The sequence below is a fragment of the Kribbella solani genome (assembly GCF_014205295.1).
In the GTDB taxonomy this organism is placed as follows: domain Bacteria; phylum Actinomycetota; class Actinomycetes; order Propionibacteriales; family Kribbellaceae; genus Kribbella; species Kribbella solani.
Genome location: NZ_JACHNF010000001.1, coordinates 4,520,890 through 4,547,201, shown reverse-complemented (window position 1 = coordinate 4,547,201; position 26,312 = coordinate 4,520,890). Strand labels below are relative to the sequence as shown.

Genomic DNA, 26,312 nt, shown 5'->3' with positions numbered 1-26,312 from the left:
CACTCGCGTCAGGCTGCTGGTGGAGGTGCGAACGCGGCTCGTAGCCGGGCCTGAGCTGTTGCGCCGGCAGCAGTGTGGTCCAGGCCAAGTAGCGCGGCACCTACTACAGGAGGTACATCCACCACCCGAGGCACTGCTTTTGGTGCGTACTCGGCCAGCAGGCGGGTGACACGATCCAGCAGAACGGCATGCCCTGCTGTCAGTACGCCACCGCCCAGAACCACGGTGACGCGCTCGCCGAGTAGGTCGAGGCGGTTGAGCGCACTGACTGCCATCGCAACGATCTCTTCGGCCTGATGCTGAACGATGCCCAGGGCAACGGCGTCACCAGCGGCCGCGACCTGGAAGAGTACCGGCGCGGCCTCCAGTTGCTGATCGGCTGACAGCTCACCGAAGTGCAGTGCCTCGATCACCGCGCTCAGCGACGGCTTCCCGTAGTGCAGGGGGAGTGCAGTGAGCAGTGCGGTCGCAGGGCCTCGTCCGTCCTCGGCACGGGACGCTGCCCAGAACGTCTCTTCAGCCAGTTGCGCACCGCCGCCCCAGTCACCGGTCAGCGTTCCTAGTGCAGTGAACCGAGCAGTCCGCCCGTCTGGCAGCATGCCGGAGCAGTTGATCCCCGCACCGCATACCACCGCGACACCACGCGGTTCGTCCACTCCGGACCGCAGTAGCGCGAACGTGTCGTTGGTGACGTACACAGACTCCGCCCAGCCGCGCCGCTCGAACACACCGGTCAGCTCCTCCACCTCAACCGGTAGGTCAGCGTTCGCCAGACAGGCGGAGAGCTGCTGCACCAGCGGCACGTCCCCGACCCGCAGTCCGGCCTGTGCGGCGGCTGCCTGTACCAGCGGCGCCAGTCCGGTCACTGCGGCCTCCGCACCGACCTTCTGTGGTTCGAACCCGCCCCCTCGTGCCGTACCAAGCACTGTGCCGTCCGCGGCGACCAGCGCGACGTCGGTCTTGCTGTTACCGGCGTCGAAGGCGAGCACGCCGCCCGGTACTAGCGCGCCCACGGCAGGTACGCCTTGTTGTGCGCCAGCAGCTTGTCCGTCAGCTCCTGCGCCAGAGAGATCTGACCGACCAGTGGATGCGCCAGCAGCGCTTGGAAAACACGCTCTGATCCACCCTTCACGGCAGCCTCCAACGCCAGGTCCTCGTACGCCGTCACATGTGTGACCAGCCCGGCGTACAGGGGCTCTAGCGGGGACACCGGCTCCGGTGTTGTGCCCTGTGCGTTGACCGTTGCCGGTACTTCAATGACAGCGTCATCGGGCAGGAACGGGAAGGCGCCGTTGTTGAGCGTGTTGACAACCTGTATGTCTCCGGTGTCGTTCAGCAGCGAGGATGCGAGTGCGGCGGCCGCCTCCGAGTAGTAGGCGCCGCCGCGCTGTTCGAGCAGAGCGGGCTTCTCGTCGAGCTGCGGATCGGCGTACATGTCCAGCAGCTCTTTCTCCAGTGCAGCGACCTCAGCAGCTCGTGAAGGCTTCGTGAGCAGCTCCCGCACCACCTCGTCGTGCTGGTAGTAGTAGCGCAGGTAGTACGACGGAACGACGCCTAGCTGCTGCACTACGCCAGACGGGATGTGCAGGTCGTCCGAGATCTCCGGCAGGTGCTCTTGCAGCAATTGCGGCAGCTTGTCCTCGCCGTTGACGCGGACGGCGCGCTCCCAGGTGAGGTGGTTCAGCCCGACGTGGTCGAGTGACACCTCCTCTGGCTGTACGCCCAGCATCGCTGCGAACCGTCGCTGGAAGCCGATCGCCACATTGCACAACCCCACTGCCTTGTGCCCGTGTGACAGCAGCGCCCGGGTCACGATGCCGACCGGGTTGGTGAAGTCGATGATCCAGGCGTTCGGATTGGTACGCCGCACTCGCTCAGCAATGTCCAGTACGACGGGCACTGTCCGCAGCGCTTTCGCGAGACCACCTGCGCCGGTCGTCTCCTGACCGACACAACCGCACTCCAGCGGCCAGGTCTCGTCCTCGTTGCGTGCTGCCTGTCCACCGACACGCAGCTGGAGCAGTACGGCATCCGCGCCGTCGATCCCCGCGTCCAGATCGGAGGTGGTGACCACCCGGCCCGCATGGCCTTGTTTGGCGAAGATCCGCCGCGCCAGTCCACCAACCAGCTCCAGCCGGTCAGGCGCTGGGTCGACCAGCACCAGCTCCGACACCGGCAACGTGTCCCGCAGCCGGGCGAACCCGTCGACCAGCTCGGGTGTGTACGTGGAGCCCCCACCGACGACCGTGAGTTTCATCCTTTGACCCCTGTAAGTGTGACGCCTTCGATGAAGGCCTTTTGCGCGAAGAAGAACAGGACGATGACCGGTGCCATCACCAGCAACGTGGCTGCCATGGTGAGGTTCCAGTTGGTGTGGTGCGCGCCCTTGAAGGACTCCAGGCCGTAGCTCAGCGTCCAGGCGGCCGGGTTCTCACTGGCGTAGATCTGCGGTCCGAAGTAGTCGTTCCAGCAGTAGAAGAACTGGAACAGCGCTACTGCCGCGATAGCCGGCTTGGCCATGGGCAGGATGATCCGGAGCAGCGCAGTGAAGTCACCGCACCCGTCCACCTTCGCGGCGTCCACGTAGTCCTTCGGAATCGTCAGTAGGAACTGACGGAGCAGGAACACTGAGAACGCGTCGGTGAACGCCATGGGGATGATCAGTGGCCACAGCGTCCCGGACAGGTGCAGTTGCTTCGCCCAGAACAGGTACATCGGCACGATCACCACCTGCGGCGGCAGCATCATCGTGGCGATCACCAGCATCAGTACGACGTTCCGGCCGCGAAAGCTGAACCGGGCGAGCGCGTACGCGACAGGGATGCTCGAAACCAACGTGAGCGCGGTGCCGAGTACGGCGTACATCAGAGTGTTCTTCCACCAGGTCAGGAAGCCCGGTGTCTCCCAGACCGTACGCAGGTTCTCCCAGTGCCAGCTGTCCGGCCACAGGTTGCGGGTGAGTGCTTGCTGGTCACTCATCAGCGCGGTGAGGAAGATGAACACAAAGGGGAGTACGAAGAACAGCGCCGCCGCGATAGCGAGTGCATGCACCCCAACCCACTGGAGGAAACGCGTACGGCGTGCAGTGCGGGCCGCCGAGGTCAACGGGACAGCGGAGGTGATAGCTGTCGCGGTCATGCCGTACTCCTCTCACTCATCGAACGCATCAGGAACCCGGTGAACACCATCGCCAGTACGAACAGCACGAGTGCGATCACGGACGCACCGCCGGTGTCGAACCGCTGGAAGCCCAGGTGGTACACCAGCTGCGGCAGTGTCAGCGTGGACTTCTCCGGGTACCCGGGCTCGAACTGCTGTCCCGAACTGCCGATCACGCCGCTGGCGACCTTCCCTGCCACCAGCGGCTGCGTGTAGTACTGCATCGTCTGGATGACACCGGTGACGACGGCGAACAGTACGATCGGCGAGATGTTCGGCAGAGTCACGAACCGGAACCGCTGCCAGGCACCTGCTCCGTCCAGCGAGGCCGCCTCGTACTGCTCCTGTGGTACGTCGAGCAGCGACGCCATGAAGATCACCATCAGGTCGCCGATGCCCCACAGCGCCAGCATCGTCAGCGCCGGCTTCGACCAGTTCGGGTCGTTGAACCAGCCTGGCTGTGGCAGTCCGATGCTGCCGAGGATGTTGTTTACCGGACCGGTGCCCGGGTTGAGCAGGAACGCGAACGCCATCGTCGCAGCCACCGGCGGGGCCAGGTACGGCAGGTAGAACGCGGTACGGAACAAGCCGGCGCCGGTCTTCACCTTGGTGATCAGCATGCCGATGCCAAGACCGAACAGCACCCGGAGCGTCACCATCACGACAACCAGCCACAGTGTGTTCCGTAGCGCCGGCCAGAAGAACGGGTAGTCGGTGAAGACGTACTGCCAGTTCTTCAGGCCGTTCCAGGTCGGCGGGGTGAAGCCGTCGTACTTCATGAAGCTGAAGTAGACGGTCGACACCAGCGGGTACAGGAAGAAGACGCTGACACCGATCAGCCACGGTGACAGGAAAGCGAGGTTGCGCAGCGTCTCCCGGCGGTGTTTCTGCCGGAGAGTCATTTCGCCTGCGCCAGGTCTTTGTCGATCTGCACGTCGGTCTTGGCCAGGCCGGCGGCCAGGTCGGTGACCTTGCCGGCCTCGTAGGCGTAACCGAAGTCCTGCAACGTCAACTGGTACGCCCCACCGTTCGGGCTGGCCGGTGTGGTGCTGCTCCGAGGGTGCTGGGCGATGCCGAGGAACGGCTTCAGGTCGGCAGTGAGCTTGGGGGACTTGAGTGCGTCCAGTGTGGACGGCACGTTGTGGATGGCGTTCGCGAAGCTGACCACGGCGTCGGTGTCGGTGGTCATGAACTTCACCAGCTCCCAGGCCGCGTTCTGCTTCTGGCTGGTACTGGCGATCCCGATCACCGTGCCGGACAGGTATCCCTTGCCGTAGCTGTCCGCCTGGTCATCCGGTACGGGGAACGGCGCGACGCCGATGTCGAACTTCACGCCCGCGTCGCGGGCCATGCCCAGCCGCCACTCGCCGTCCATCGTCATCGCGACCTGACCGGTGTGGAACGGGTTCTTCGCGCCGAACTCGTCACCGAAGGTCGCGCGGTACTTCTCCAGCTTCGCGAACCCACCGAGCTGATCGACCAGGCCCTTCTGCCACCTCAGCATGTTCGCGAACGCCGGGTCCTTGGCCAGATTGGACTTGCCGTCAGGCGTGAAGTACGTCGGATTCCACAGCGCCGCGAAGTGCGACGTGGTCGATTCGTACCCGTGGAAGTTCGGCATGAAGCCGAGTTGGGCGTACGTGTCGCCGTTGGGCTTGGTCAGCTTTTTGGCGACCAGGTCGAATTCGGACAACGTCTTCGGCGGCGCGGTGATTCCGGCGGCCTTGAACGCATCCTTGTTGTAGTACAGGCCGTACGCGTCGTTCAGCAGCGGCAAGGTGCAGCGTTTGCCCTGGAACCGCGTGTAGTCCTGCAGCGGCTTCGGGAACGTCTTGTCCAGCTCGATCCCGGATTTGTCCAGGAACGGTTTCAGGTCGCTGAAGACCTTCGACGCGCAGAACGTACCGACGTTGTCGGTGGTGAACGAGGACACCACGTCCGGGGCGTTCGTGCCGCCGGCCCGGAGTGCCTGCTTGATCTTGTCGTCGTTGATGTTCCCGACGACCTTGACGTGGATGTTCGGATGCTTGGCCTCGAAGGCCTTCACGTTGGCGGCGATCGCCGCGGTTTCGCTCGGGGCACTCCACCCGTGCCAGAAGGTGATGCTGACGTCTTTGGTGGCATCGTCGGTGGCCTGCGGCGCGTTCGAGGTACCGGTGCAGGCCGTCGCCAAGAGGGCGACCGCGGCGGTGCCGATGACGGCACGGGTCAGGGAGTGCATCCGTTCGTTCTCCTAGGTGATCGGTGGACCTGCGGTGTCGAAGACTTCGTCTCGGGTGGTGCTGAGGGCGGACTGCAGCGCTCCGGAGAGCACCGGGTCGGTGCTGATCGCGGTCATCAGCAACCGCGGCCGGGGGACGGCGAGGTCGGCGAGCTCGTCCTGGACCAGGCCGCGCAGGCGTTCACCGCCGGCGGTGATGACGCCACCGGCGAGCACGATCAGCTCCGGGTCGACGACCGCGACGATCGCGGCCAGACCGACCGCGAGCCGGTGCGCGAACTCGGCGAGGACGGCGTCGCCGGCGCCCTCGGTCTGCAGCGCGGCGACGATCGCGGCCTCCGGCGTACGCGCCTTCAGGCCGTGTTCACGGGCCAGTTCGAGGACCGGTTCCCCACCGGCGAGCTCCTGGAAACCGCCGGCGTTGTTGCGGCCGACGTCGCGGACCAGCGGCGTACCGGGCAGCGGCATGAAGGCGACCTCGCCCGCGCCACCGGTCGCACCACGGTGCAGCCGGCCGTTGACCACGATCGCGGCGCCGATGCCCTCCTCGCCCCAGAGCAGCACGAAGTTGTCGCTGCCGACGGCGTGCCCGACCCGCTGCTCGGCGATCGCGGCCAGGTTCACGTCGTTCTCGACCTCGAGCGGTACGGCGATCGCGGCCGCCAGTTCGTCGAGCAGATGCGGCGCGTGCCAGCCGGGCAGGTGGGTCGCGTACCGCAGCCGGCCGGTGGTCGGGTCGAACCCACCTGGCGTACCGATCGAGACCCGGCGCAGCCGTTCGCGGTCCAGGCCCGCGTCGCCGGCCGCGCCCTCGATCGCCTTCAGGACCCGGTCGACGGTGCCCTTGGCGCTGCGGCCCGGCGTGGCCAGCTCGTAGTGGCCGATCACGTTGCCGGTCAGGTCCGCGACGGCGGCCCGGATCCGGGTCGGCGTGACGTCCAGCCCGGCGACGTGCGCGATGCCGCCGTTGATCTCGTACAGCTGCGCGTTCGGGCCGGGCCGGCCCTCGGTGGTGCCGCTCGGGCGGACCAGGCCGGCCGCTTCCAGCCGGGCCAGCAGCTGCGACGCGGTCGGCTTGGACAGGCCGGTCAGGTTGCCCAGCGTGGTGCGGGAGAGCGGGCCCTGGCTGAGCAGCAGGTCCAGGGCGGCGCGGTCGTTCATCGCGCGCAGCAGGCGCGGCGTTCCGGGTGTCGTTGCCATGGGCCAACCCTGCCTCCCTTCGCCGCTCGCGGGTACTCGCCGCGCGGATCACGCGAACTGTTAGGAAAGTTTCCTATTAACGCGAGACCGTACGGTGGACCGGCCCGGGTGTCAATCGGTTCGGCTGAGTTAGGGTTACCTAACTATGTCGACTGGGGAGCTGTTGAGGCGGGCCGTCCGGCGGCATCGGGGCCGGATGGTCGCCGGGGTGCTGATGCTCTCGCTGCACCAGGCGACCGAGGCGGCGGTCCCGGTGGCGATCGGCATCTTCGTGGACCGCGCCGTCGCGACCAGCCGGGTCCAGCCGTTGCTGTGGTGCGTACTGATGATGGTCGTCCTGTTCGCCGTGCTGTCGAACGCCTGGAAGGCCGGCGCGCGACAGGTGGTGTGGGCGATCGAGTACGAGACGCATCTGCTCCGGCTGGAGATCGCACAACGCGTACTCGACCCGCGTGGTCATCGGACCGGGCTCCGGTCGGGTGAGTTGTTGTCGATCGCGACATCCGATGCGGAGAAGGCCGCGCTGGTGATGCGGGGTGTGTCGATCGGAGCAGCCGCGTGTACGGCGCTGGTCGTGTCGTCGGTGTCCTTGCTGCTGGTCGACGTACCACTGGGGCTTGGGGTACTCATTGGCGTACCACTGCTGGTGCTGGGTATCCAGGCGCTGTCCCCGCTGTTGACCCGGCGTACGTCGAGCCAGCAGCAGGCGGTCGCGCAGACGACTGCACTGGCGACCGATCTGGTGAGTGGACTGCGGACGCTGCGGGGTATCGGAGCGCAGCACAACGCGGCTGAGCGGTACCGGCGGTCCAGTCAGGCCACTCTGCGGGCCACACTGCGTGCTGCGTCGACCAACGGTCTGCAGGACGGTGTGACCACCGCGCTGAGCGGTTTGCTGCTGGCTGCGGTGGCTGGTGTGTCCGGTTGGTTCGCGTTGCACGGGCGGATCACGATCGGTGAGTTGATCACGGTGGTCGGCCTGGCGCAGTTCGTAGCCGAACCGGTGGCGACGCTTGGGTACGTCAGCCAGGTGATTGCAAGGTCGCGCGCTTCGGCGGAGCGACTCGCTGGGGTGCTTTCCGCGCCACCACTGATGGTTACCGGCACCGGTACGGCCGTTGACGCGGATCAGCCGCCACTTGCGCTGGAAGGGGTGTCGCACGGGACGCTGGCGTCGCTGAGTCTGGTTGTTCGGCCGGGGGAGTCGGTGGGCGTGCTTTGCTACGACCCGCGCGATGCGGATGTACTGCTGGCAGTCGTGGGTGGGCGCGCGCCTGAGCACACCGGATCGGTGCGGGTCGGTGGCGCGGTGCTCGAAGAGCTGGACGTCGAGCTGGTGCGGCGGACCGTACTGCTGGAGCGGCACGAGACGGACCTGTTCGAGGGGACGCTGCGCAGCAACTTACTGGTAGAGACTCCGGCTCTGGAACGGGTGATGGTGGCTGCCGGCGCTGCTGATCTGGTGGACGAACTGGACCGGCCGCTGGCTGACCGTGGTCAGTCGCTGTCTGGTGGGCAGCGGCAACGGCTCGGTCTGGCGCGTGCCTTGTTGGCTGAACCGCCGCTGCTAGTGCTGCATGATCCGAGCACGGCAGTGGACGCAGTGACTGAGGAACTGCTGGCGGAAGGGCTGGCCGCTGAGCGCGCTGGTCAGACCACGCTGGTACTGACGAGCAGCCCCGCCCTGCTGGGCAAGATGGATCGTGTGGTCGTGATCGCCGATGGCGCAGTGGTTGCTGAAGGCATCCACTCCGAACTGGCTGAGACCGATCCGGCGTACCAGGAGGCGGTACTGCGATGAATTTGCTTCCTGTTGCCGGTCCGCGCGCGACGTGGTCCGTACTGTGGCAAGAGCTGCGCAGGCAGCCGTGGCTGTCCTCGCTGGCGGCTCTGGTGATCACTGGAGCCAGTGCGGCCGGTCTGGTCGCGCCATGGGCGCTCGGTGCACTGGTGGATGCCATCGCGGGCGGTGGCGACAAGCACGCGATCGTACGCGTTGTGCTGATGATCGGACTGGCTGCACTGCTGTCCGGCGTCCTGACTGCACTTGGCGTGACACTGGCGGCGCGGGTCGGTGAGACCGTACTGGCGCGGATTCGGGAGCGTGTACTGGACCGGGTGCTGCGGTTGCCGGCACCGATGCTGGAGAAGGTGCGGACCGGTGACCTGCTCTCACGGGTCGGTGACGACGTGGCATCGGTCGCGTCCGCGCTGACCGAGGTGGGTCCGTCCGTGCTGGGGGCGGCGTTGACGATTGTGCTGACCGTGGGTGGCATGTTCGCGCTCGACTGGCGGCTCGGTCTGGCCGGGCTGCTCGCCGTACCGATGTACCTCCTCGCGTTGCACTGGTACCTGCGGCGATCGGCGCCGTACTACAAGCAGGAACGCATCGCGATGGGAGAACGGTCCGAAGCGATCATCGCGTCGCTGCGGGGCAGTGCGACCGTCCGCGCGTACCGGCTGGAGGGTCGGCAGCTGGGCAAGATCGACGCGACTTCCGGGGCCGCGCGGGACATCTCGATCGGTGTGTTCCGGCTGTTCAGCTCTTTCTCGGCGCGGATCAACCACGCCGAGTTCACCGGCCTGACAGCGATCCTGGTGACAGGGTTCTTCCTGGTCAGGGCGGACTCGGTCAGCATCGGCGCGGTGACGGCGGCCGCGTTGTACTTCCACCGGTTGTTCAACCCGGTCAACATCGTGCTGATGGAGTTCGACCAGATCCAGACTGCCGCCGCGGGCATGGCGCGGTTGGCGGGCGTACTGGAGATCGAACCGGAACCGTCGCCGGCGGTCCGTCTGGACCCGGCGGACTCGTCACTGGAGTTGCGGCAGATCAGTCACCGCTACGACGGACCAGAGGTCGTCAGTGACGTGTCACTGCGGCTGGAACCAGGAGAACGCGTCGCACTGGTCGGGGCGAGCGGTGCCGGGAAGACCACGCTGGCAGCGATCGCGGCAGGTGTACTCAGGCCGTCTGCCGGCGCCGTACGCCTTGGTGGAGTGCAACTGGAGGCACTGGCGGAGCGGCAGGTCGCTCTGCTCAGTCAGGAAGTGCATGTGTTCTCTGGACTGCTGGTCGATGACGTACGGCTCGCTCGCGCCGACGCTACCGATGCGGAGATCGAGGACGCGCTCGAGTGTGTTGGCGCACTGGCGTGGGTGCGGGCCTTGCCTGACGGTCTGGCGACAGTGGTGGGTGAGAGCGGTCATCAGCTGACCGGTGCGCAGGCACAGCAGCTCGCCTTCGCTCGACTGGTACTCGCGGACCCGCCTGTTGCCGTACTGGATGAGGCGACTGCTGAAGCGGGCAGTGCGGGTGCACGTGAGCTGGAGCGGGCAAGTGCGGCGGCTACGGCAGGGCGTACGACGCTGGTCGTCGCGCACCGACTGACACAAGCGGAGCAGGCGGACCGGGTTGTCGTGATGGACCACGGGCACGTGGTCGAGTCAGGTACCCACGCGGAGCTGCTCGCCAGCGGTGGGCGGTACGCGCAACTGTGGACGAGCTGGACGGGTACTGCTACGCCTGGTCAGCCAGCAGGGCGAACGACACCAGCCAGTGCGTCGACATGAAGTCCCCGCCGGTGACAGTCGGCAGTACTGCCGCGACCTGACGGTCTGCACCGGCCCGCAGTACGTCGGCCACGTCCGGCAGCGCCGGTGCGATCGTGCGGAGCTGCCAGGCGCGTGACAACGCCAGCCCGGCCAGATGCGCCAACTGACCATCGCCTGAGTCATCCGTCACCGGCACCTCCAGCAGGTGCAGATGCTGTTCCTTGCCCAAGCCAGGGAGAAAGGCAGTCAGCCAGCTGGCGAACGCTGTAGCGGGCAGTACGCGCCGCATCAGCTCAGCCTCTGACAGGGCTGGCGACAAGAAGTCTGTCCCAGATGGCTCGAAGCGGGTGTCGTACGCGGTGTCGCCGCCGTACCAGTCCAACGCCCGCGCCCGGACCGCCTCGACCACATCTGTCCGGCCCAGCTCGCCGTACGCCTCGTGGAGCAGTGCTAGTGCGAAGGCCGAGTTCAGGTGTGCGCCGTGACGTACTGGGTACGCCTGCTTCGGTAGCCACGCCATGACCAGGTCCGCGATCACCGCACCCAGCGGAGCAAGTGCTGCCGCCCAGTGGGTGTCGCGGGCAGCAGCGACGAGCATGGCGGCCCACGCCCAGCCGTACGGGCGCTCGTACCCAGGCCGCTCGCGCAGGTACGCAGCCTCGACAGCGATCGCCTCAGGCGTGAGCCGCTGGTTGAGTAGGTCGATCGAGCGCTGATCCGGCGCCAGCGTGAGCAGCCGGACCAGCGACCACTGCATGTGCGCACTGGAATGCCAGTCGTACGAGCCGTGGAAGGCAGGGTGCAGCCGCTCCGGAGTCACATCGACGTCGTCCGGACCCCGTGACGCATGCGCGCTGCCATACGGGTACCGCGTGTCCAGAACCTCACAGGCGATGCGCGCCCAGGCCGCGTACTCCATGACTCTCCTTAGAACGCGAAGAAGTACATCAGGACGATGTTGCAGCCCAGCAGCGGGACAGCGGTCGGGATCTGCGCCTTGATCGGGCCGTACTGGTCCTTCATCTGCAACAGAGCCGCTGGGACCAGATTGAAGTTGGCTGCCATCGGCGTACACAGCGTGCCGCAGAAGCCGGCCAGCATGCCGATCGCGAACACCACGGCCGGTGTGCCGTGGAACTGCTGCACCAGGAGCGGCCAACCTACCGCGGCCGTCATCACCGGGAACGCGGCGAACGCATTGCCCATGATGATGGTGAAGACGGCTATCCCGATGCAGTACAGCGCGACCGCCGCGATGAGCGAACCTTTGGGTACCAGGTGATCGGTGACTCGGCCCACCGCCTTGCCGACACCGGATGCGTTGAACAGCAGCCCCAGCGTGGCCAGCATCTGCGGCAGGATCGCGGTCCAGCCGATGTGCTCCAGCAGCCGCCGCCCTTCGTGCATAGGGATCGCAGGGGATTTCGGCCTGAGTAGCGTCATCCCGACGATCAGCGCGAGGATCGACGCGACGCCGAGGCCGATGATGGTCGCGGAACCGGACTGCAGGAGCAGGCTGCCGTCACCAAGCTTCACCTTGGCCAGCCAGGCGCCGAACAGCGCCGCGACCATCGGAATCACCAGCGCGGGCAGGAACAGCTTGTTGCCGAAGCGATCGGCCAGGTGTACGCGCTCGGCCGGCGTGGTCGTACGCTCCGCGCCCTTGCCCGGGAAACCCGATCCGGCCAGGACCGCGAGACCGATGACCGCGATGCCGAGCAGCCAGGACGGCGCCTGCTTGTTCACCACGAACGTGCCGTAGCCGAACGAGACTCCGAGGATGCCCCAGAACGCCGCGCTGCCGAGCCGCTTCGGGTTGCTGCGATCGTTCAGCACCTGCAGCGCGATCACGACGAAGAAGAGCCCGCACAGCCAGTAGAACCACTCGACCTTGATCATCGCGCGGTCTCCTTCTCGGCCTTGAGCTCGGCGGCCAGCTTGTCGAGCTTGCGGTCCAGCAGGAGCAGGCGGGTGCCGTGGATGAGCAGGGCGCAGATGCCGGTCGGGATCGCCCAGACCGCGATGTCGATGGCCTCCAGGTGCAGGCCGTAGGTGGCGTCGACGAAGCCGGTGATCAGCAGGATCGAACCGATCGCGACGAAGATGTCCTCGCCGAAGAACAGCCCGACCGTGTCGGCGCTGGCGGCGAACGCCTTGATCTTCTCCTGGACCTTCTCCGGCAGCTTGCCGTACCGGCGCTCCGCGGCGCCGGCGGCCATCGGGTGGATGAGTGGGCGGACCGCCTGCGCGGGACCGCCGATGCTGGTCAGGCCGAGGGCCGCGGTGCCTTGCCGGATCAGCAGGTACACGGCCAGCAGCCGGCCGGTGGTGACGACCGCCAGCTTGCTGATCAGCTTCCGGGCCTGATGCTGCAGGCCGTAGCGCTCGATCAGCCCGATCACGGGCAGCGTGACGATGAAGACGGTGACGGACCGGCTGCCGGCGAAGCCGTCACCGAAGGCGTTCAGGATCTTGACCGGCGACAACCCGCCGATCAGTCCGGCCACGATGCCGGCCGCCGTGACGACCAGCATCGAGTTGATCCGCAGTGCGAAGCCGACGACCACCACCGCGATGGCGAGCAGAACCCACATGGTTCCTCCCGGGGACGGAACGGTGTAGCTACGGGGAGAGATGTTCCGTTCACCATAAGGATTGTTCAACGATCCTGCAATGGATCATTAGAACAAGATCTACAGCCAGGCGGGAGTGGGAAGCGGAGGTATCTACAGTCAGGTGGGAGTGCGGAGAGGCGTGCGAGTTACCTAGGGGAGGCGCCAGTCGACCGGTGCGGCGCCCTGCTGCTCCAGGAGGGCGTTGACCCGGCTGAACGGGCGGGAGCCGAAGAAACCGCGGTCCGCGGACATCGGGCTCGGGTGGGCGCTCTCCACGTACGGAGTGCTGCCCAGCATCGGCTTGAGCGTCTGGGCGTCTCGGCCCCAGAGGATCGCGACCAGCGGACCGCCCCGCTCGACCAGCGCGCGGATGGCCTGCTCGGTGACGGACTCCCAGCCCTTGCCCCGGTGCGCACCGGACTTGCCCGGCTGCACGGTCAGTACTCGGTTGAGCATCAGTACGCCCTGGTCCGACCACGGCGTCAGGTCACCGTTCGACGGCGCGGGTACGCCGACGTCGGCCATCAGTTCGCGGTAGATGTTGGCCAGGCTGCGCGGGATCGGCCGTACGTCCGGGGCCACTGAGAAGCTGAGTCCCACCGGGTGTCCCGGCGTCGGGTACGGGTCTTGGCCGACCACCAACACCTTCACCTGGCCCAGCGGCCGCTGGAAGGCGCGCAGAACGTTCTCACCGGCCGGTAGGTACGAACGTCCGGCTGCGATCTCGCCACGGAGGAACTCGCCCATCCGCGCGACGGTCGTCTCAACCGGACTCAACGCCTCGGCCCAGTCCGGAGCCACCAACTCAGCCAAACCCTTAGCAGTCACCCGCCACAGCATGCCAGGCGACGGAGAGCAGCCGCGTACTGGCGTGCCGTGTACTGCTGCACCTGCCGGGTGAGCGGACCGCCCAGGCGGGTGTACCAAGTGGCGGCGCGGCTGTAGGCGCGGATGGTGAGGTGTACGCCGTCGGTGTCCCGGGTGACGACGAATGACTCCTCGCCGGATGCTGGGTGGCCTGGCAGCGTTCCGTACGCGAAGCCGATGCGGTCTGGTTCGTTGACTGTCCAGACGACGCGACAGGGCACTGGCAGGCCCAACCGGTTCAGCGGAGACAGCGTACGTAGCCGGTTGAACAGGAGGCCGGCGGTCATGCTGGCCAGTGCGTTGGTGCCGATGCGCGGCGGCGTGTCCGTCGCCCGCACCGGCAGCCCCGCGCCACGGTGCATGCGCCACTGCAGCAGCCCGTCACTGGCCAGCTGGAACACGTCGTCCCCAGCACCAAGCAGAACGCGATGCTTGAGCCGGTGGTAGCCCTGCGGCGTCTTGTTGTACCGAGTCGAACCTACGGCGTCGTAGTTGAACCGCAGGTCCGCCAGGTCTTCCAGCTTCATCGGACTCGCTAGCTGCTCTTGAGGCCGGAGGTGTTGTCGGCCTTGATCGCGTCGAAGATGGCCTTCGCCTTTGCGGTGTCCCACTTCACGGCTACGCCTCGGCCGTTGCTCAGGTGGTAGTTGTCGTTGCTGATCGGGACAGTCAGCGTGACTCCGCCGCTACCGGAGATCGCTCGCATGCCACGGGCGAACCGGATGAAGTCGAACAGGCTCATGTCCTTGTCGACGGTCAATGCGTCCACGCCCTTGGTAGCGACGCCGTAGTAGCGGAACGGGTTCAGGAAGGTGGACGGCGAGCTGGCCTTCTTGGCGATCGCGCCGACCATCTCCCGCTGCCGCTGCACCCGGCCGAAGTCGTTCTGGCCGTCCGCGTGCCGGGACCGTACGTACCCGAGGGCGTTGACGCCGTCGAGCTTCTGGCAGCCGGCCGGCAGGTTGATGTGCGCCAGCTTGTCGTTCATCGGCTTCGGCAGGCACATGTTGATCCCGCCGACGCTGTCGATCACCGACGCGAAGCCGCCGAAGCCGACCTCGACGTAGTGGTCGATCCGCAGGCCGGTGGTGTTCTCGATCGTCTGGATCAGCAGCGCCGGGCTCTTGTTGAACGCCGCGTTGATCTTCTGCCGGCCGGACACGCCGGGGATGTTCACCGCGCTGTCCCGCGGGATGCTGATCAGCACGGTCGGGCCGGACTTCGGTACGTGCATGAGCATGATCGAGTCGGTCCGGGCCGGTCCGGCGTCACCGCCGGTGTGCAGCCGGGCCCGCTCCGCGCGGCTGAGATTCTCGCGGGCGTCCGATCCGACCATCAGGTACGTCGTCCCCGGCGTCTCGGCCGGCCGGGTGCCGGTCGGCATCGCCTCGATCTTGTCGATCCGGCTCCACGCGTACAGCGGGACCGCGATCAGCATGAGGACGAACAGCAGGACGATCAGTCCGACGGTCCGGAGGAACCAGTTGCGCCGCTTCTTCGGCTTCCGCGCCGAAGGCCGTGGCGACCGGTCCGCGTATCGCGGGTCGATGGGCTGCGTTTCACTCATGCCACGACCGTATCGGTGCCGGACCCCGGACACGTCACCCCAGTGAATGGTTTTACACGTCCGAAAGTAGCCGCCGCCTCCCTCAAAGGGAGGAAATCGGCCCGGAGAGCGAACCAGATCGCCGGAACGCGACCGGCGAGATCCCAACCCTGGTGGCGAACAGGCGGCTGAAGTACGCCGGATCGTCGTACCCGACCCGCCGGGCGACCGCGGCGACGGACAGGTCCTCCTCAGCAAGCAGAACCTTTGCATAGCTGAGTCTGGTACTCAGGATCAGTTCCTGTGGAGTTGAGCCTGTGGTACGGCGTACCGCATCGCGGAGTTCGCGTACGGTCAGTCCGAGCGCACTGGCGTAGTCCTGAACGCTCATCGGCGTACATGCCAGGTCAGCGAGCTGCGCGGCCACTCCATCGCCCGTCGTTGTTCCAGCTTCACCGATGAGGTCGTAGAGAGCACCGGTGAGCTGTACGGGGTTGTGCTGGCCGCTGATGCGCAGTAGCCGAGTGAACGCACGGTCCAGTGGGCGTGGATCGCTGTACTGGCGGACTGGTTGGCTGACATCGAGTTGACCAAGTGCAGTGAGCGCATCGGTTGCTGAGCCACTGAACAGCGTCCACGCCTGTCGCCAGCGAGTGGCGGGGCGGTAGCCGTGTAGTACGCCGGGGAAGAGTGTCAGCAGTGCCGGCGCGCGTACTTCGTACGACTGGCGGTCGGGGCCGTGGAGTAGGTGGCCGTGGCCTTCCTTGAGCCAGACGAGTGCATGGCAGCCGAGGGCGCGTTCCGGGGCTGGTAGTGCACCATGTGTCTGTTCACCGGCGCCTAAGCAGAAGAGTCCAAGTTCACGCTCGAAGACCCCTGGAGTCAGGTAGATCGACCAGTTCGGCACGGTACAAGAGTCCAAGAAGTACGGCGCCGTGTCCATTCCGTTCGGTGGCGTACGCCGGTGTCATTGAGATGTGCTGACTTCGAATGGATACGTGCTCGACGAAGAACGGTTGGGCGTACTGCAGGTCGTACCGGAACCGGAGCGATCAGAACGCGACGTACTACGCGCGCGGCTGATGCGCGACGGGTACTTGTACCTGACCGGACTACTGGACGCTGCAGTGGTCGAACAGTTTCGCGAGTACTACTTCCGGCTGACGGGCGCTGCGACGGACCGGGCGTCGTACCGGAAGGTCCTGTTCGAGGAGATCGTGCCGGGGCCGGAGTACGCCGCCTTCTGCGCGCAGCCGGCTTTGAAGGACTGGTTCGAGTGGTTCCTGGGTGGTGAACCGTTCCTGCATCGGCGGAAGATCATCCGGCAGACAGCGCCCGGCGAGAACGGCATCGGTACGGCGACCCAGGCGCACTACGACCTGGTGTACCTGCGAGAGGGGAGCGACCAGGTGCTGTCGGCCTGGATTCCACTGGGTGACTGCCCGGTCAGTCGCGGCGGACTGGCGTACCTGGAGGGCAGCCACCACAGGGTGCTCGCGGACGAAGCCGCCGGTCGACTGAAACGGCCTGCGGCATCTATGACCGCTGACCTGCCCGCGCTGGCAACTGAGTATGACGCCAACTGGCTCGTCGCGAACTACGCGGCGGGAGACGTCGTCATCCACACGGCGCACACCATCCACGCCGCACTGGACAATGTGTCGACGGAGATGCGGCTGTCGACCGACATCCGCTACCAGCGTGCCGACGACGCCGTCGACGCCCGGTGGCAGCACCACTGGCATGACCGGGACGGACTCTGACGGGCACGCTTCTCGCAAACGACAATCATTTCGTTTAAGATGCCGCTCGGACCTTGAACCCGAGTCGGAGGAGTGCCGTGAACCGGAACGAACTGATCAGTGACGTGGCGGAGAAGGCGGGCATCCCGCGGAACCAGACCGAACGGGTGATCGACGCCCTCGGTGACGTCGTGACCGACGCGGTCCAGCGCGGCGAGAAGGTGTCGCTGACGGGTTTGCTCAGCATCGAGCGGGTGCTGCGGGCCCCGCGCACCGGTCGCAATCCGCAGACCGGTGAGCCGTTGTCCATTCCGGCCGGCTACTCGGTGCGGTTGTCGTGCGGGAGCCGGCTCAAGGCGGCGGCTCGCGGCAAGGTACCCCAGTCTTCCTGAGTAGTGCCGATGTGACGAGGTGCTGTGGATAAGTTCGGGCCCGGCCGTGGCGAACCGGGTATGTTCGCTGGCAGCAACTCGACACGGAGCAAGGGGTCAGGATGACAGCAGGAATCGACGGCGCGGAGGCGTCCGGCGCGGTGCGGCCGCAGGACGACCTGTACCGGTTCGTGAACGGGGCGTGGCTGGCGGAGCACGAGATTCCCGCGGACAAGGCGATCCACGGCGCGTTCCACGCGCTCTGGGACACCGCCGAGCAGGACGTCCGCGCGATCGTCGAGAAGACGGTCGCGGCCGGGCATCCGGCCGGCAGCGAGCCGCGGAAGATCGCCGACCTCTACACCAGCTTCATGGACACCGAGACGATCGAGCGGCTGGGCGCGGCCCCGATCGCCGATCAGCTCGCCCTGGTCCGGAGCGCCACCGACGGTTCCGCGCTGGCCGGCGTCCTCGGGCAGCTGGAGCTGCAGGGCGTGCCGGGCGTCTTCCACTACTGGGTCGACGCCGACGCGAAGAAGTCCGACGAGAACATCGTCCATCTGACCCAGGGCGGCCTCAGCCTGCCCGACGAGTCGTACTACCGCGAGGACAACTTCGCCGAGCTGCGGACGGCGTTCGTCGCGCATGTCGCGAAGATGCTGGAGCTGGCGGGTGCGGCCGATCCGGCCGGTGCCGCCGCGCGCGTCCTGGAGCTGGAGACCCGGCTCGCGAGCGCGCACTGGGACCGGGTCAAGGACCGTGACGTCCAACTGACCTACAACAAGCTCGACCGGGCCGGGCTCGAGGAGCTCACGCCCGGCCTGGAGTGGAAGACCTGGCTGGCCGGCGCGGGCGTACCGGAAAGCGCGTTCGCGCAGGTTGTCGTCCGCGAGCCGGACTTCCTGACCGCCGCCGCGGCCGCGCTGCGGGAGATCGAGCCGAGCCGGTGGCAGGAGTGGCTGACCTGGCGGGTCGTGCACAGCGCCGCGCCGCTGCTCAGCCAGGCCTTCGTCGACGAGAACTTCGCCTTCTACGGCAAGACCCTGACCGGCGCGCCGGAGCTGCGCGACCGGTGGAAGCGCGCGGTCGGCACGGTCGAGCAGGCGCTCGGCGAGGCCCTCGGCAAGCTGTATGTGGCCGAGCACTTCCCACCGGACGCCAAGGCCAGGATGGTCGACCTGGTGCAGAACCTGGTCGCTGCCTACCGGCAGCGGATCGAGGCGCTGGACTGGATGGGTCCGGACACCCGGCAGCGGGCGCTGGAGAAGCTCGGCACCTTCGTGCCCAAGATCGGGTACCCGGACGAGTGGAAGGACTACTCGGCGCTCGAGGTCGCCCCGGATGACCTGTTCGGCAACGTCCGCCGCTCGGTCGCGGTCGAGACCGAGCGCGACCTGGCGAAGCTCGGCAAGCCGGTCGACCGGAACGAATGGCGGATGACGCCGCAGACGGTGAACGCGTACTACAACCCGCGGATGAACGAGATCGTCTTCCCGGCCGGCATTCTGCAGCCGCCGTTCTTCGACCTGGTCGCCGACGACGCCACCAACTACGGCGCGATCGGCGCGGTGATCGGGCACGAGATCGGCCACGGCTTCGACGACCAGGGCTCCCGGTACGACGGGGACGGCAACCTGAACGACTGGTGGACCGACGACGACCGCGCCGCCTTCGAGCAGCGCACCGACAAGCTGGTCGCGCAGTACGACCTGCTGGAGCCGGCCGAAACCCCCGGGCAGAAGGTGAACGGCAAGCTCACCCTGGGCGAGAACATCGGCGACCTTGGCGGACTGTCGATCGCGCACGTCGCGTACCAGCTGGCCTTGAACGGCGCCGAGGACGAGACGATCGACGGGCGTACCGGCAGCGAACGGTTCTTTGCCGCCTGGGCGCACGCCTGGGCCACCAAGACCCGCCCGGAGGAAGCCGCTCGCCGGCTTACCATCGACCCGCACTCACCACCGGAGTTCCGGTGCAACGCGGTGGTGAAGAACATCGACGAGTTCCACACCACCTTCAGCACCACCGCCGATGACGCAATGTGGCTGGATCCGGCCGACCGGGTCCGCATCTGGTAGCTCTACCCCTGCGGTGCGGCCCGTCTGGGCTGCACCGCACCCGTCTGGGCTGCACCGCACCCGCCTGGGCTGCACCGCGCCGCACCTTCGCTGGTTGTACGACGCCGGCCCGGGGTTGCATCGCGCCGGGCCTACCCGGGCTGCACCGGGCCGCCCCGCCTCCGTTGCATTTCGGACGTTCGCCCCCGAAGTTGCCCGTTCACCTCGCGCATGCGGCCGGTGAACGCTCACGACGAGACGTTCACCCCTGAAATGGCCTGCGGACGAGCCGGCTGCCGGGTTGTTTCACCGCTGGCACGTTGTAGGACGCCACCAGCCAAACAACCCGCCATCCACCGCCCGAGGGCTGGGATCCACCGGCGGCCGGGCGGGTCCCCGCGCTTGTGCCGGCTACACCGCATCACCACGGTTGCTCCGCGCGGGGCGTCGACCGGCGCGGGGTGTGTACCCGCGTGGGGCGGGGACCGGCATCGGGTGTGTGCTCTCGTTGGGTGCAGCTCGCTCGTGCTGTTTGTGCGGAGCCGTACCTGCGCCGGTTGTGCCGTGTGCGGTGCGCTGGATGGGTGGGTGATGGGGATGTGGTCTCGCGCCGGGTTATGCAGGGGCGGCCGGCTTAAGTGGGGGCTAGGAAGCCATCCAGGTTTGGATGTCTTCGATGGTGCGCGGCATGGCTTCGGAGAGGTTCTCCGGGCCGGCTTCGGTGATCAGGATGTCGTCCTCGATCCGGATGCCGATGCCGCGAAGGTCCTCGGGGACGGTGAGGTCGTCGGACTGGAAGTACAGGCCGGGCTCGACGGTCAGGACGTAGCCGGGCTGGACGGTGCCCTGCCGGTAGGTTTCGTTGCGGGCCGAGGCGCAGTCGTGGACGTCCAGGCCGAGCATGTGGCTGACGCCGTGCAGCGTGTACCGCTGGTACAGGCGGCTCTCCGGGTCGAGTGCCTCCTCGGCGGACACCGGTAGCAGTTCCATCGCGTCCAGCCCGTGCACGATGACCTCCATCGCGGCCTCGTGGCCGGCGCGGAACGCCGCCCCGGGCTTGAGCGCCGCGATCCCGGCGTTCTGCGCGTCCAGGACCAGCTGGTACAGGTCGCGCTGGCGGGGCGTGAACTCACCGTTCACGGGCAGCGTACGGGTGATGTCGGCGGTGTACAGCTGCCGGTTCTCCACGCCCATGTCGAGCAGCATCAACGTGCCGTCGTCGACCGTGCCGTCGTTCTCGATCCAGTGCAGCGTGGTCGCGTGCGGTCCGGCCGCGGCGATCGACGTGTACCCGACGTCGTTCCCTTCGGCCCGGGCGCGGCGCCAGAACGTACCCTCGATCCAGCGTTCGCCGTACTTCCGGACCTGGTCCATTTCGGCGAGGACATCGGAGAAGCCGCGGTGGGTGATCGCGACCGCGTCCCGGAGCTGCTCGAGCTCGTATGCGTCCTTGACCAGCCGCAGCTCGGACAGGGCCGCCGCGAGCTCGTTGTCCTTCAGGTCATCGATCCGGGCGCCGGTCAGCAGCGACGCGATCGACTGGTCCTCGTCGCGCCGGACCCGGGTCGGTACGTCGCCCTTCAGCGCGTCGGCCAGCTGGTCGACGTGCCGGGTCTCGATGCCGAACTCCTTGGCGGTCTCGGTCAGCGACGGGCGGCGGCCGGCCCACAGCTCGCCGTACATCCGGTCGCGCCAGAACTCCTCGCCCTGGCTGCGGTCGGCGCGCGGGCGGAAGTACAGCACCGGGTCGTGGCCGGTGGTGCCGTTCGGCTCCAGGACGAGGACGGCGTCGGAGGTCTGGTTGCCGGTCAGCCACACGTAGTCGGTGTGCGGGCGGAAGACGTAGTCGGTGTCGTTGGACCGGACCTTGTAGGTGCCGGCCGGGATGACGAGGCGCTCGCCCGGGAACGCCTGCGACAACGCGTCCCGCCGCTTCGCCGCCCAGTCGGCGACGTCCGCCACGGCCAGGTCGTGCCGCTCGGAGTCGGCCCAGCCGGAGTTCATGAACGCCCGCAGCTTCGGACTCGGCTCGTTGTCATGCGAAGCCGTCTTGGGCACGGCATTCCCCGCCTCCCCACCGCCGGTCTCAACGGCAGCGTCGGCGGAAGCGGACGTGGAAGCAGCGGTGGCGTTCGCGGTGGTGTGCGCGGTGGTGTCGGTCATCCTTGACCAGTCCTCGTTTCAGCCCTAAGTGTCTCGCAAGCTACATCGCGTGCGAGACGCTGGTGTCCAGTTCGTCGCCGCGGCGCATATCCGTGTCGGGCAGTGCTTCGGCGGGGTCCGAGCCGATGCGGGTGATCGCATTGTGCTCGTCCACGAAGACTACGCTCGGTTCGAAGACCTTGGCCTCGGCCGGGTCGAACATCCCGTACGCGATCAGGATGACCAGATCGCCCGGGTGGATCAGGTGTGCCGCCGCGCCGTTGATGCCGACGACACCCGATCCACGCGGGCCTTCGATCAGGTACGTGGACAGCCGGTGACCGTTGGTGATGTCGACGATGTCCACCTTCTCACCGGGCAACAGATCGGCCGCCGCCATCAGTTCGGCGTCCAGCGTGCACGAACCGACGTAGTTCAGATCGGCCTGCGTCACCGTCGCCCGGTGCACCTTCGACTTCATCATTTGCCGCCACATGCGGGTCATCATCCGGCGGCAGTGCCAACTTTGTCAGTGGCCGTCATCACGGCCGCCGGAAACCAGCTCCGGCTCCCGCGGCACGCTCGGTTGCCGGGTACGCAACGAGTCGCCTTCCACGTCGACGCGCGGCAGGAGCCGGTCCAGCCACCGGGGCAGGTACCAGGCGCGCCGGCCGAGCAGTGCCATCACCGCCGGTACGAGCGTCATCCGGACCACGAACGCGTCGATCAGGACCGCCAGCGCGAGCCCGAAGCCCATCTCCCGGATCAGCGCCTGGTCGGACAGGATGAACCCGGAGAACACCGCCGTCATGATCACCGCCGCCGCGGTCACCACCCGGGCGCCATGCGCGAACCCGTCGACCACCGCGGCCTGCGGTTCCGCGCCGTGGACGTGTTCCTCGCGCATCCGGGTGACGAGGAAGATCTGGTAGTCCATCGCCAGCCCGAACACGACGCCGATCAGGAAGATCGGCAGCATGCTGATCACCGGACCGGTCTGCCCGGTGATCCCGAACAGGTCGGCCAGCCAGCCCCACTGGAACACCGCGACCAGCGCGCCGAACGTCGCCGCCACGCTGAACAGGAACCCGAGCGTCGCCTTCAGCGGGACGAGCAGCGACCGGAACACCAGCATCAGCAGCAGGAACGCCAGGCCGACGATCAGGCTCAGGTACGGCACGAGCGCGCCGGCCAGCTTGTCCGAGACGTCGATGCTGATCGCGGTCGCGCCGGTCACCGCGATCTCGGCGCCGTCGTGCTTCGGCAGCGCGCGGATCGACTTCACCAGGTCGCTCGTCTGGGTCGTACTCGGGCCGCTGTCCGGGATGACCGTCAGCAGAGCGGTGTTGCCGGCCGGGTTGAAGCGCGGCGGGGAGACCAGCTTCACGTCCGGCAGAGCGCGGATCGCGGCCGCGGTGGCACTGGCCGCGTTCGGCGGGCTGGGCGTGTTGCCGGCGTCGACGACGACGATCAGCGGACCGTTGAAGCCGGGGCCGAAGCCTTCGGTGAGCAGGTCGTACGCCTTGCGCTGGGTGGAGTCGGGGGCGGCGGTGCTGTCGTTGGGCAGGCCGAGCTCGAGATCGGTTGCCGGGATCGCCACGATGCCGAGACCGATGACGGTGACCAGCAGCACCGCCAGCGGCCGCTTGGTAACGAACCGCACCCACCGGCGCCCAGCAGTCACCCGCTCAGGCACAGTCCCATCCGCCTGCCCAGCTGCTCCAGCTGCTCCAGCTACTGCGGCTACTCCGGCCGCGCCGGTGCCGGTGGCCCGGCCGGTGCGGCGCGCCGTTACCAGGCGCCCGAGGCGCCCGGAGAAGACCCGGGGACCGGCGAAGCCGAGCAGGGCGGGCAGCAGGGTGAGGGCGATCCCGACCGCGATCACCACCGTGAACGCGGCCGCCAGCCCCATCTGGGTGAGGAACGGGATGTCGACGACGAACAGCCCGGCCAGCGCGATCACCACGGTCAGCCCCGCGAACACCACCGCGGACCCGGCCGTACCGACTGCCCGTCCGGTCGCCTCCTCGGCTTCGAGGCCGGTACCCAACTCGTGCCGGTACCGCATCATGATGAACAGCGCGTAGTCGATCGACACCGCGAGACCGATCATCATCGCCAGGATCGACGTCCCGGAACCGATGTCGACGAACCCGCTGAGGGCCGAGATCGCGGTCACCCCGATCCCCACCCCGATCATTGCCGACAGCAACGGCAGTCCGGCGGCGACGAGCGAGCCGAAGGTGATCAGCAGCACGACCGCGGCCACGCCGATGCCGATCACCTCGGTCAGGTGCTGCGCGCCACTGGGTTGCAGCGCCTCCCCGCCGTACTCGACAGTGAGACCGGAAGCCTTGGCCGGTGCGATCGCGGCGTCCACCGCGTCCTTGGCCTCGGGCGTGATCTCGGCGGCGCGGACGGTGTACGTCACCTGCGCGTACCCGGTGCGGCCGTCCGGCGAGATCGCCTTCGCGGCGAACGGGTCGAGTACGTGCGCGACCTGTGGCGCCTTGGCGAGCCGGTCCAGCGTCTGCCGCACCTGGGGGTTGCCGGCGAGCTTCTGGCCGGGTGGTGCCTGGAAGACGATCCGGGCACTCGCGGAGTCGGCGCCGGACTGCGGGAAGCGGTCGTGGAGCAGGTCGGCGGCGCGCTGTGATTCGGTGCCGGGGATGGAGAAGCCGGCGGCGGTCGGGCCGGAGAGGGTGACCGCCCCGGTGACGCCGGCCGCGAGCAGCCCGAGCCAGATCAGGACGACGAGCCGCCGCCTACGAAAGGCGAAGCGGCCGAGCCGGTAGAGGTACGTAGCCATGCAATCGATGCTCCCGGCGCGACCCCGTCCTCCGCGTCGCCCGATCGCGGACACCTGCCCGTACCACGATCGCCGTACCCGCCTACCGCACCGGCGGTACATACAGCGCGGAACCGCACCGGTGGTACATACAGCGCGGGTTGGTACCTACGACTGCGGTACGCCCGGGCGGACCAGGCCGGTCTGGTACGCGAGCACGACCAGCTGGGCGCGGTCGCGGCAGTCGAGTTTCATCATCGCGCGGTTGACATGTGTCTTCGCGGTCGACGGCGACAGCACCAGCCGTTCGGCGATCTCGTCGTTGGACAGGCCGAGCGCGACCAGGCCGACGATCTCGCGTTCGCGCTCGGTGAGTACGTCGAGCACCGTCGGCCCGGTCGGCCGGCTGGGCGTGGGTTCGGCCAGGAAACGGTTGATCAGTCCGCGCACCGCCTTCGGGGACAGCAGCGCGTCGCCGCGGGCGACCACCCGGATCGCGTCGATCAGTTCGGCCGGTTCGACGCTCTTGCCGAGGAACCCGCTGGCACCCGCCCGGATCGCCTCGAACACGTACTCGTCCACCTCGAACGTGGTCAGGATCAGCACCTTCACCCCGGCCAGCGCTTCGTCGGCGGTGATCAGCCGGGTCGCCGCGAGCCCGTCCAGCTCGGGCATCCGGATGTCCATCAACACCACGTCGGCCCGCTCGCTCCGGGCCAGCTCGACCGCCTCCTGCCCGTTCGACGCCTCAGCGACGACCAGTAGGTCCGGCGCCGAGCTCACCAGCACCCGGAACCCGCTCCGGATCAGCGTCTGGTCGTCCGCCAGCAACACCCTGATCGTCACTCATCACTCCTGTCTCCAAAGGCAACGTTGCACGTACTGCGAACCCGCCTGCCGGTTCCGGTCCGGTCGTCAACCGGCCCCTAACAGCAGCAACCCGCTCCCGCATGCCAACCAGCCCATGCCCAGCTCCCACATGCGCGACTGCAGCGCCTGCCGACGTGAGTCCGCGACCGGTGTCGGTGACTGTCAGGTTGAGCGTGCCGGGCCTGCGGGTGATGGTGACCTGAGCCGTGGCGCCCGGGGCGTGCTTCAGCACGTTGGTGAGCGACTCCTGGATGAGGCGGTACGCAGTGAGCTCTATGACGTCCGGTAGGGGACCGAGCGCCTCCGGTGGGTTCCACTCCACCTTCAGCCCGGCCGCAGTGAACGACTTGATCAGCGCATCCAGGTCATGCAGCGATGGAGCCGGTGCGGTAGGTAGTGGCGAACCAGAACGCCGCAGCACGCCCAGCAGCACTGTCAGCTCCTGCAGGACAGTGCGACCGCCAGAACGGACCAGGGCGAGCGCTCGCTCCGCTTCAGCCGGCTGGGTACGAAGTACATGCGCCGCGACGCCGGACTGCACGTTGATCAACGCGATGTGGTGCGCGATCACGTCATGGAGCTCATGGGCGATCCGCAGCCGCTCCTCCGTGACCCGGCGGTGCGCCTCCTCGTCACGGGACTGCTCGGCCCGGACCGCACGTTCCTCCAGCTCACGCAGATACGCCCGCCGGTACCGCGTCGCCTCGCCGATCGCCGCGCCGAACAGCACCACGATCCCGTTCATCAGGTTCGCGAACAGCTCGCCGTTCGTGTACACGGCCGCCGCTACGACGGTGACCGCCATCACCGAGACGATCGCCACCGCCCGCGTACGCCGCTCGGTCCGCATCACGACCGTGTACGCCGCGCAGGCCATGAACAACCCGATCGGACTCTTGGCCTGCTGCGTGATCGTGTACGTGATCCCGACCGCACTGGTCAGCGCCAGCGCGATCACCGGGAACGGGCGCCGCAGCATCATGAACACCGCGCCGGCGGTGATCAAGACGGTCCCGGACAGAGTCAGCGCGACGTGTCCGTGCTGCCGCTCACTGAGCGAGATCCCGTTGATGATCATGATCACGAACGCCAGCACGGCATCCAGCAGCAGTGGCGGCACCCGCAGGTTCCGCCACCGCTGTGACACCGCGTCCATGCCATTCACAGTACGTGACACTG

Annotated in this window: 22 protein-coding genes and 1 pseudogene; 5 read left to right on the top strand and 18 right to left on the bottom strand. The window is 67.5% G+C overall.

What is annotated here, in order from left to right; genetic code table 11:
• Positions 1–8 precede the first annotated feature (8 nt).
• Genes HDA44_RS20680 through HDA44_RS20655 form a run of 6 tightly spaced genes read right to left on the bottom strand, consistent with a single transcriptional unit; the run spans position 9 to position 6,580 of the window.
• Positions 9–1,013 carry an N-acetylglucosamine kinase gene (locus HDA44_RS20680; protein ID WP_337906194.1) on the bottom strand — a complete coding sequence of 335 codons (1,005 nt, stop codon included), beginning with the start codon at positions 1,011–1,013 and terminating at the stop codon, positions 9–11.
• On the bottom strand, positions 1,001–2,257 hold the full coding sequence (locus HDA44_RS20675; RefSeq protein ID WP_184836854.1) for a 6-phospho-beta-glucosidase: 1,257 nt from the start codon (positions 2,255–2,257) through the stop codon (positions 1,001–1,003). The genes HDA44_RS20680 and HDA44_RS20675 overlap by 13 nt, the downstream gene beginning before the upstream one ends.
• Positions 2,254–3,138: a carbohydrate ABC transporter permease gene (locus HDA44_RS20670; protein WP_184836852.1), complete on the bottom strand. Its 885-nt coding sequence runs from the start codon at positions 3,136–3,138 to the stop codon at positions 2,254–2,256. Before HDA44_RS20670 ends, HDA44_RS20675 begins: the two co-directional genes overlap by 4 nt.
• Complete coding sequence (locus HDA44_RS20665; RefSeq protein WP_184836850.1) at positions 3,135–4,061, bottom strand: carbohydrate ABC transporter permease; 927 nt, start codon at positions 4,059–4,061, stop codon at positions 3,135–3,137. Before HDA44_RS20665 ends, HDA44_RS20670 begins: the two co-directional genes overlap by 4 nt.
• Positions 4,058–5,380, bottom strand: a complete 1,323-nt coding sequence (locus HDA44_RS20660) for an ABC transporter substrate-binding protein (RefSeq protein WP_184836848.1) — start codon at positions 5,378–5,380, stop codon at positions 4,058–4,060. Before HDA44_RS20660 ends, HDA44_RS20665 begins: the two co-directional genes overlap by 4 nt.
• Positions 5,381–5,392: 12 nt before the next feature.
• Positions 5,393–6,580: an ROK family transcriptional regulator gene (locus tag HDA44_RS20655; protein WP_184836846.1), complete on the bottom strand. Its 1,188-nt coding sequence runs from the start codon at positions 6,578–6,580 to the stop codon at positions 5,393–5,395.
• A 145-nt stretch (positions 6,581–6,725) separates the two neighbouring features.
• On the opposite strand from HDA44_RS20655, the gene HDA44_RS20650 reads away from it, so the two are divergent.
• Together HDA44_RS20650 and HDA44_RS20645 are read left to right on the top strand one after the other, a co-directional pair.
• Complete coding sequence (locus tag HDA44_RS20650) at positions 6,726–8,381, top strand: ABC transporter ATP-binding protein (RefSeq protein ID WP_184836844.1); 1,656 nt, start codon at positions 6,726–6,728, stop codon at positions 8,379–8,381.
• Positions 8,378–10,153 (top strand): ABC transporter ATP-binding protein, encoded by a 1,776-nt coding sequence (locus HDA44_RS20645; RefSeq protein WP_184836842.1) that lies wholly within the window; start codon positions 8,378–8,380, stop codon positions 10,151–10,153. The genes HDA44_RS20650 and HDA44_RS20645 overlap by 4 nt, the downstream gene beginning before the upstream one ends.
• Here HDA44_RS20645 and HDA44_RS20640 read toward each other — a convergent pair.
• The 7 genes and pseudogenes from HDA44_RS20640 to HDA44_RS20610 all read right to left on the bottom strand — a co-directional run bounded on the left by HDA44_RS20640 (position 10,101) and on the right by HDA44_RS20610 (position 16,070).
• Complete coding sequence (locus tag HDA44_RS20640; RefSeq protein ID WP_184836840.1) at positions 10,101–11,054, bottom strand: DUF2891 family protein; 954 nt, start codon at positions 11,052–11,054, stop codon at positions 10,101–10,103. The genes HDA44_RS20645 and HDA44_RS20640 overlap by 53 nt on opposite strands.
• An 8-nt stretch (positions 11,055–11,062) precedes the next feature.
• A complete protein-coding gene (locus HDA44_RS20635; protein ID WP_184836838.1) occupies positions 11,063–12,034 on the bottom strand; it encodes a DUF979 domain-containing protein in 972 nt (323 codons plus the stop codon).
• Positions 12,035–12,060: 26 nt separating this feature from the next.
• Positions 12,061–12,729 (bottom strand): annotated as a pseudogene (locus HDA44_RS20630) (DUF969 domain-containing protein); the annotation flags it as partial.
• A gap of 171 nt (positions 12,730–12,900) precedes the next feature.
• Positions 12,901–13,590, bottom strand: coding sequence for a uracil-DNA glycosylase (locus HDA44_RS20625; RefSeq protein ID WP_202887463.1), 690 nt, complete (start codon positions 13,588–13,590; stop codon positions 12,901–12,903).
• Positions 13,575–14,144: a DUF1990 family protein gene (locus HDA44_RS20620; protein ID WP_184836832.1), complete on the bottom strand. Its 570-nt coding sequence runs from the start codon at positions 14,142–14,144 to the stop codon at positions 13,575–13,577. Before HDA44_RS20620 ends, HDA44_RS20625 begins: the two co-directional genes overlap by 16 nt.
• Positions 14,145–14,152: 8 nt before the next feature.
• Positions 14,153–15,184, bottom strand: a complete 1,032-nt coding sequence (locus HDA44_RS20615; RefSeq protein ID WP_184836830.1) for an LCP family protein — start codon at positions 15,182–15,184, stop codon at positions 14,153–14,155.
• An 82-nt stretch (positions 15,185–15,266) separates the two neighbouring features.
• Positions 15,267–16,070, bottom strand: a complete 804-nt coding sequence (locus tag HDA44_RS20610) for a helix-turn-helix domain-containing protein (protein WP_184836828.1) — start codon at positions 16,068–16,070, stop codon at positions 15,267–15,269.
• Positions 16,071–16,140: 70 nt separating this feature from the next.
• Between HDA44_RS20610 and HDA44_RS20605 the strand changes: the two genes are divergently transcribed.
• From HDA44_RS20605 to HDA44_RS20595, 3 genes are all read left to right on the top strand, one after another.
• Complete coding sequence (locus HDA44_RS20605) at positions 16,141–16,926, top strand: phytanoyl-CoA dioxygenase family protein (protein WP_184836826.1); 786 nt, start codon at positions 16,141–16,143, stop codon at positions 16,924–16,926.
• Positions 16,927–17,003: 77 nt separating this feature from the next.
• On the top strand, positions 17,004–17,297 hold the full coding sequence (locus tag HDA44_RS20600) for an HU family DNA-binding protein (protein WP_184836824.1): 294 nt from the start codon (positions 17,004–17,006) through the stop codon (positions 17,295–17,297).
• Positions 17,298–17,398: 101 nt separating this feature from the next.
• Positions 17,399–19,354: a M13 family metallopeptidase gene (locus HDA44_RS20595; protein WP_184836822.1), complete on the top strand. Its 1,956-nt coding sequence runs from the start codon at positions 17,399–17,401 to the stop codon at positions 19,352–19,354.
• Positions 19,355–19,978: 624 nt separating this feature from the next.
• Here the strand turns inward: HDA44_RS20595 and HDA44_RS20590 are convergent.
• The 5 genes from HDA44_RS20590 to HDA44_RS20570 all read right to left on the bottom strand — a co-directional run bounded on the left by HDA44_RS20590 (position 19,979) and on the right by HDA44_RS20570 (position 26,289).
• Positions 19,979–21,496, bottom strand: a complete 1,518-nt coding sequence (locus tag HDA44_RS20590) for an aminopeptidase P family protein (protein ID WP_238352502.1) — start codon at positions 21,494–21,496, stop codon at positions 19,979–19,981.
• 40 nt (positions 21,497–21,536) lie between these two features.
• Positions 21,537–21,971 (bottom strand): aspartate 1-decarboxylase, encoded by a 435-nt coding sequence (gene panD / locus HDA44_RS20585; protein ID WP_184836820.1) that lies wholly within the window; start codon positions 21,969–21,971, stop codon positions 21,537–21,539.
• Positions 21,972–22,004: 33 nt separating this feature from the next.
• Positions 22,005–24,284 (bottom strand): MMPL family transporter, encoded by a 2,280-nt coding sequence (locus HDA44_RS20580; RefSeq protein ID WP_184836818.1) that lies wholly within the window; start codon positions 24,282–24,284, stop codon positions 22,005–22,007.
• Between the two features lie 147 nt (positions 24,285–24,431).
• Positions 24,432–25,109, bottom strand: a complete 678-nt coding sequence (locus HDA44_RS20575) for a response regulator (RefSeq protein ID WP_184836816.1) — start codon at positions 25,107–25,109, stop codon at positions 24,432–24,434.
• Positions 25,012–26,289 carry a sensor histidine kinase gene (locus HDA44_RS20570; protein ID WP_184836814.1) on the bottom strand — a complete coding sequence of 426 codons (1,278 nt, stop codon included), beginning with the start codon at positions 26,287–26,289 and terminating at the stop codon, positions 25,012–25,014. The genes HDA44_RS20575 and HDA44_RS20570 overlap by 98 nt, the downstream gene beginning before the upstream one ends.
• Positions 26,290–26,312 lie beyond the last annotated feature (23 nt).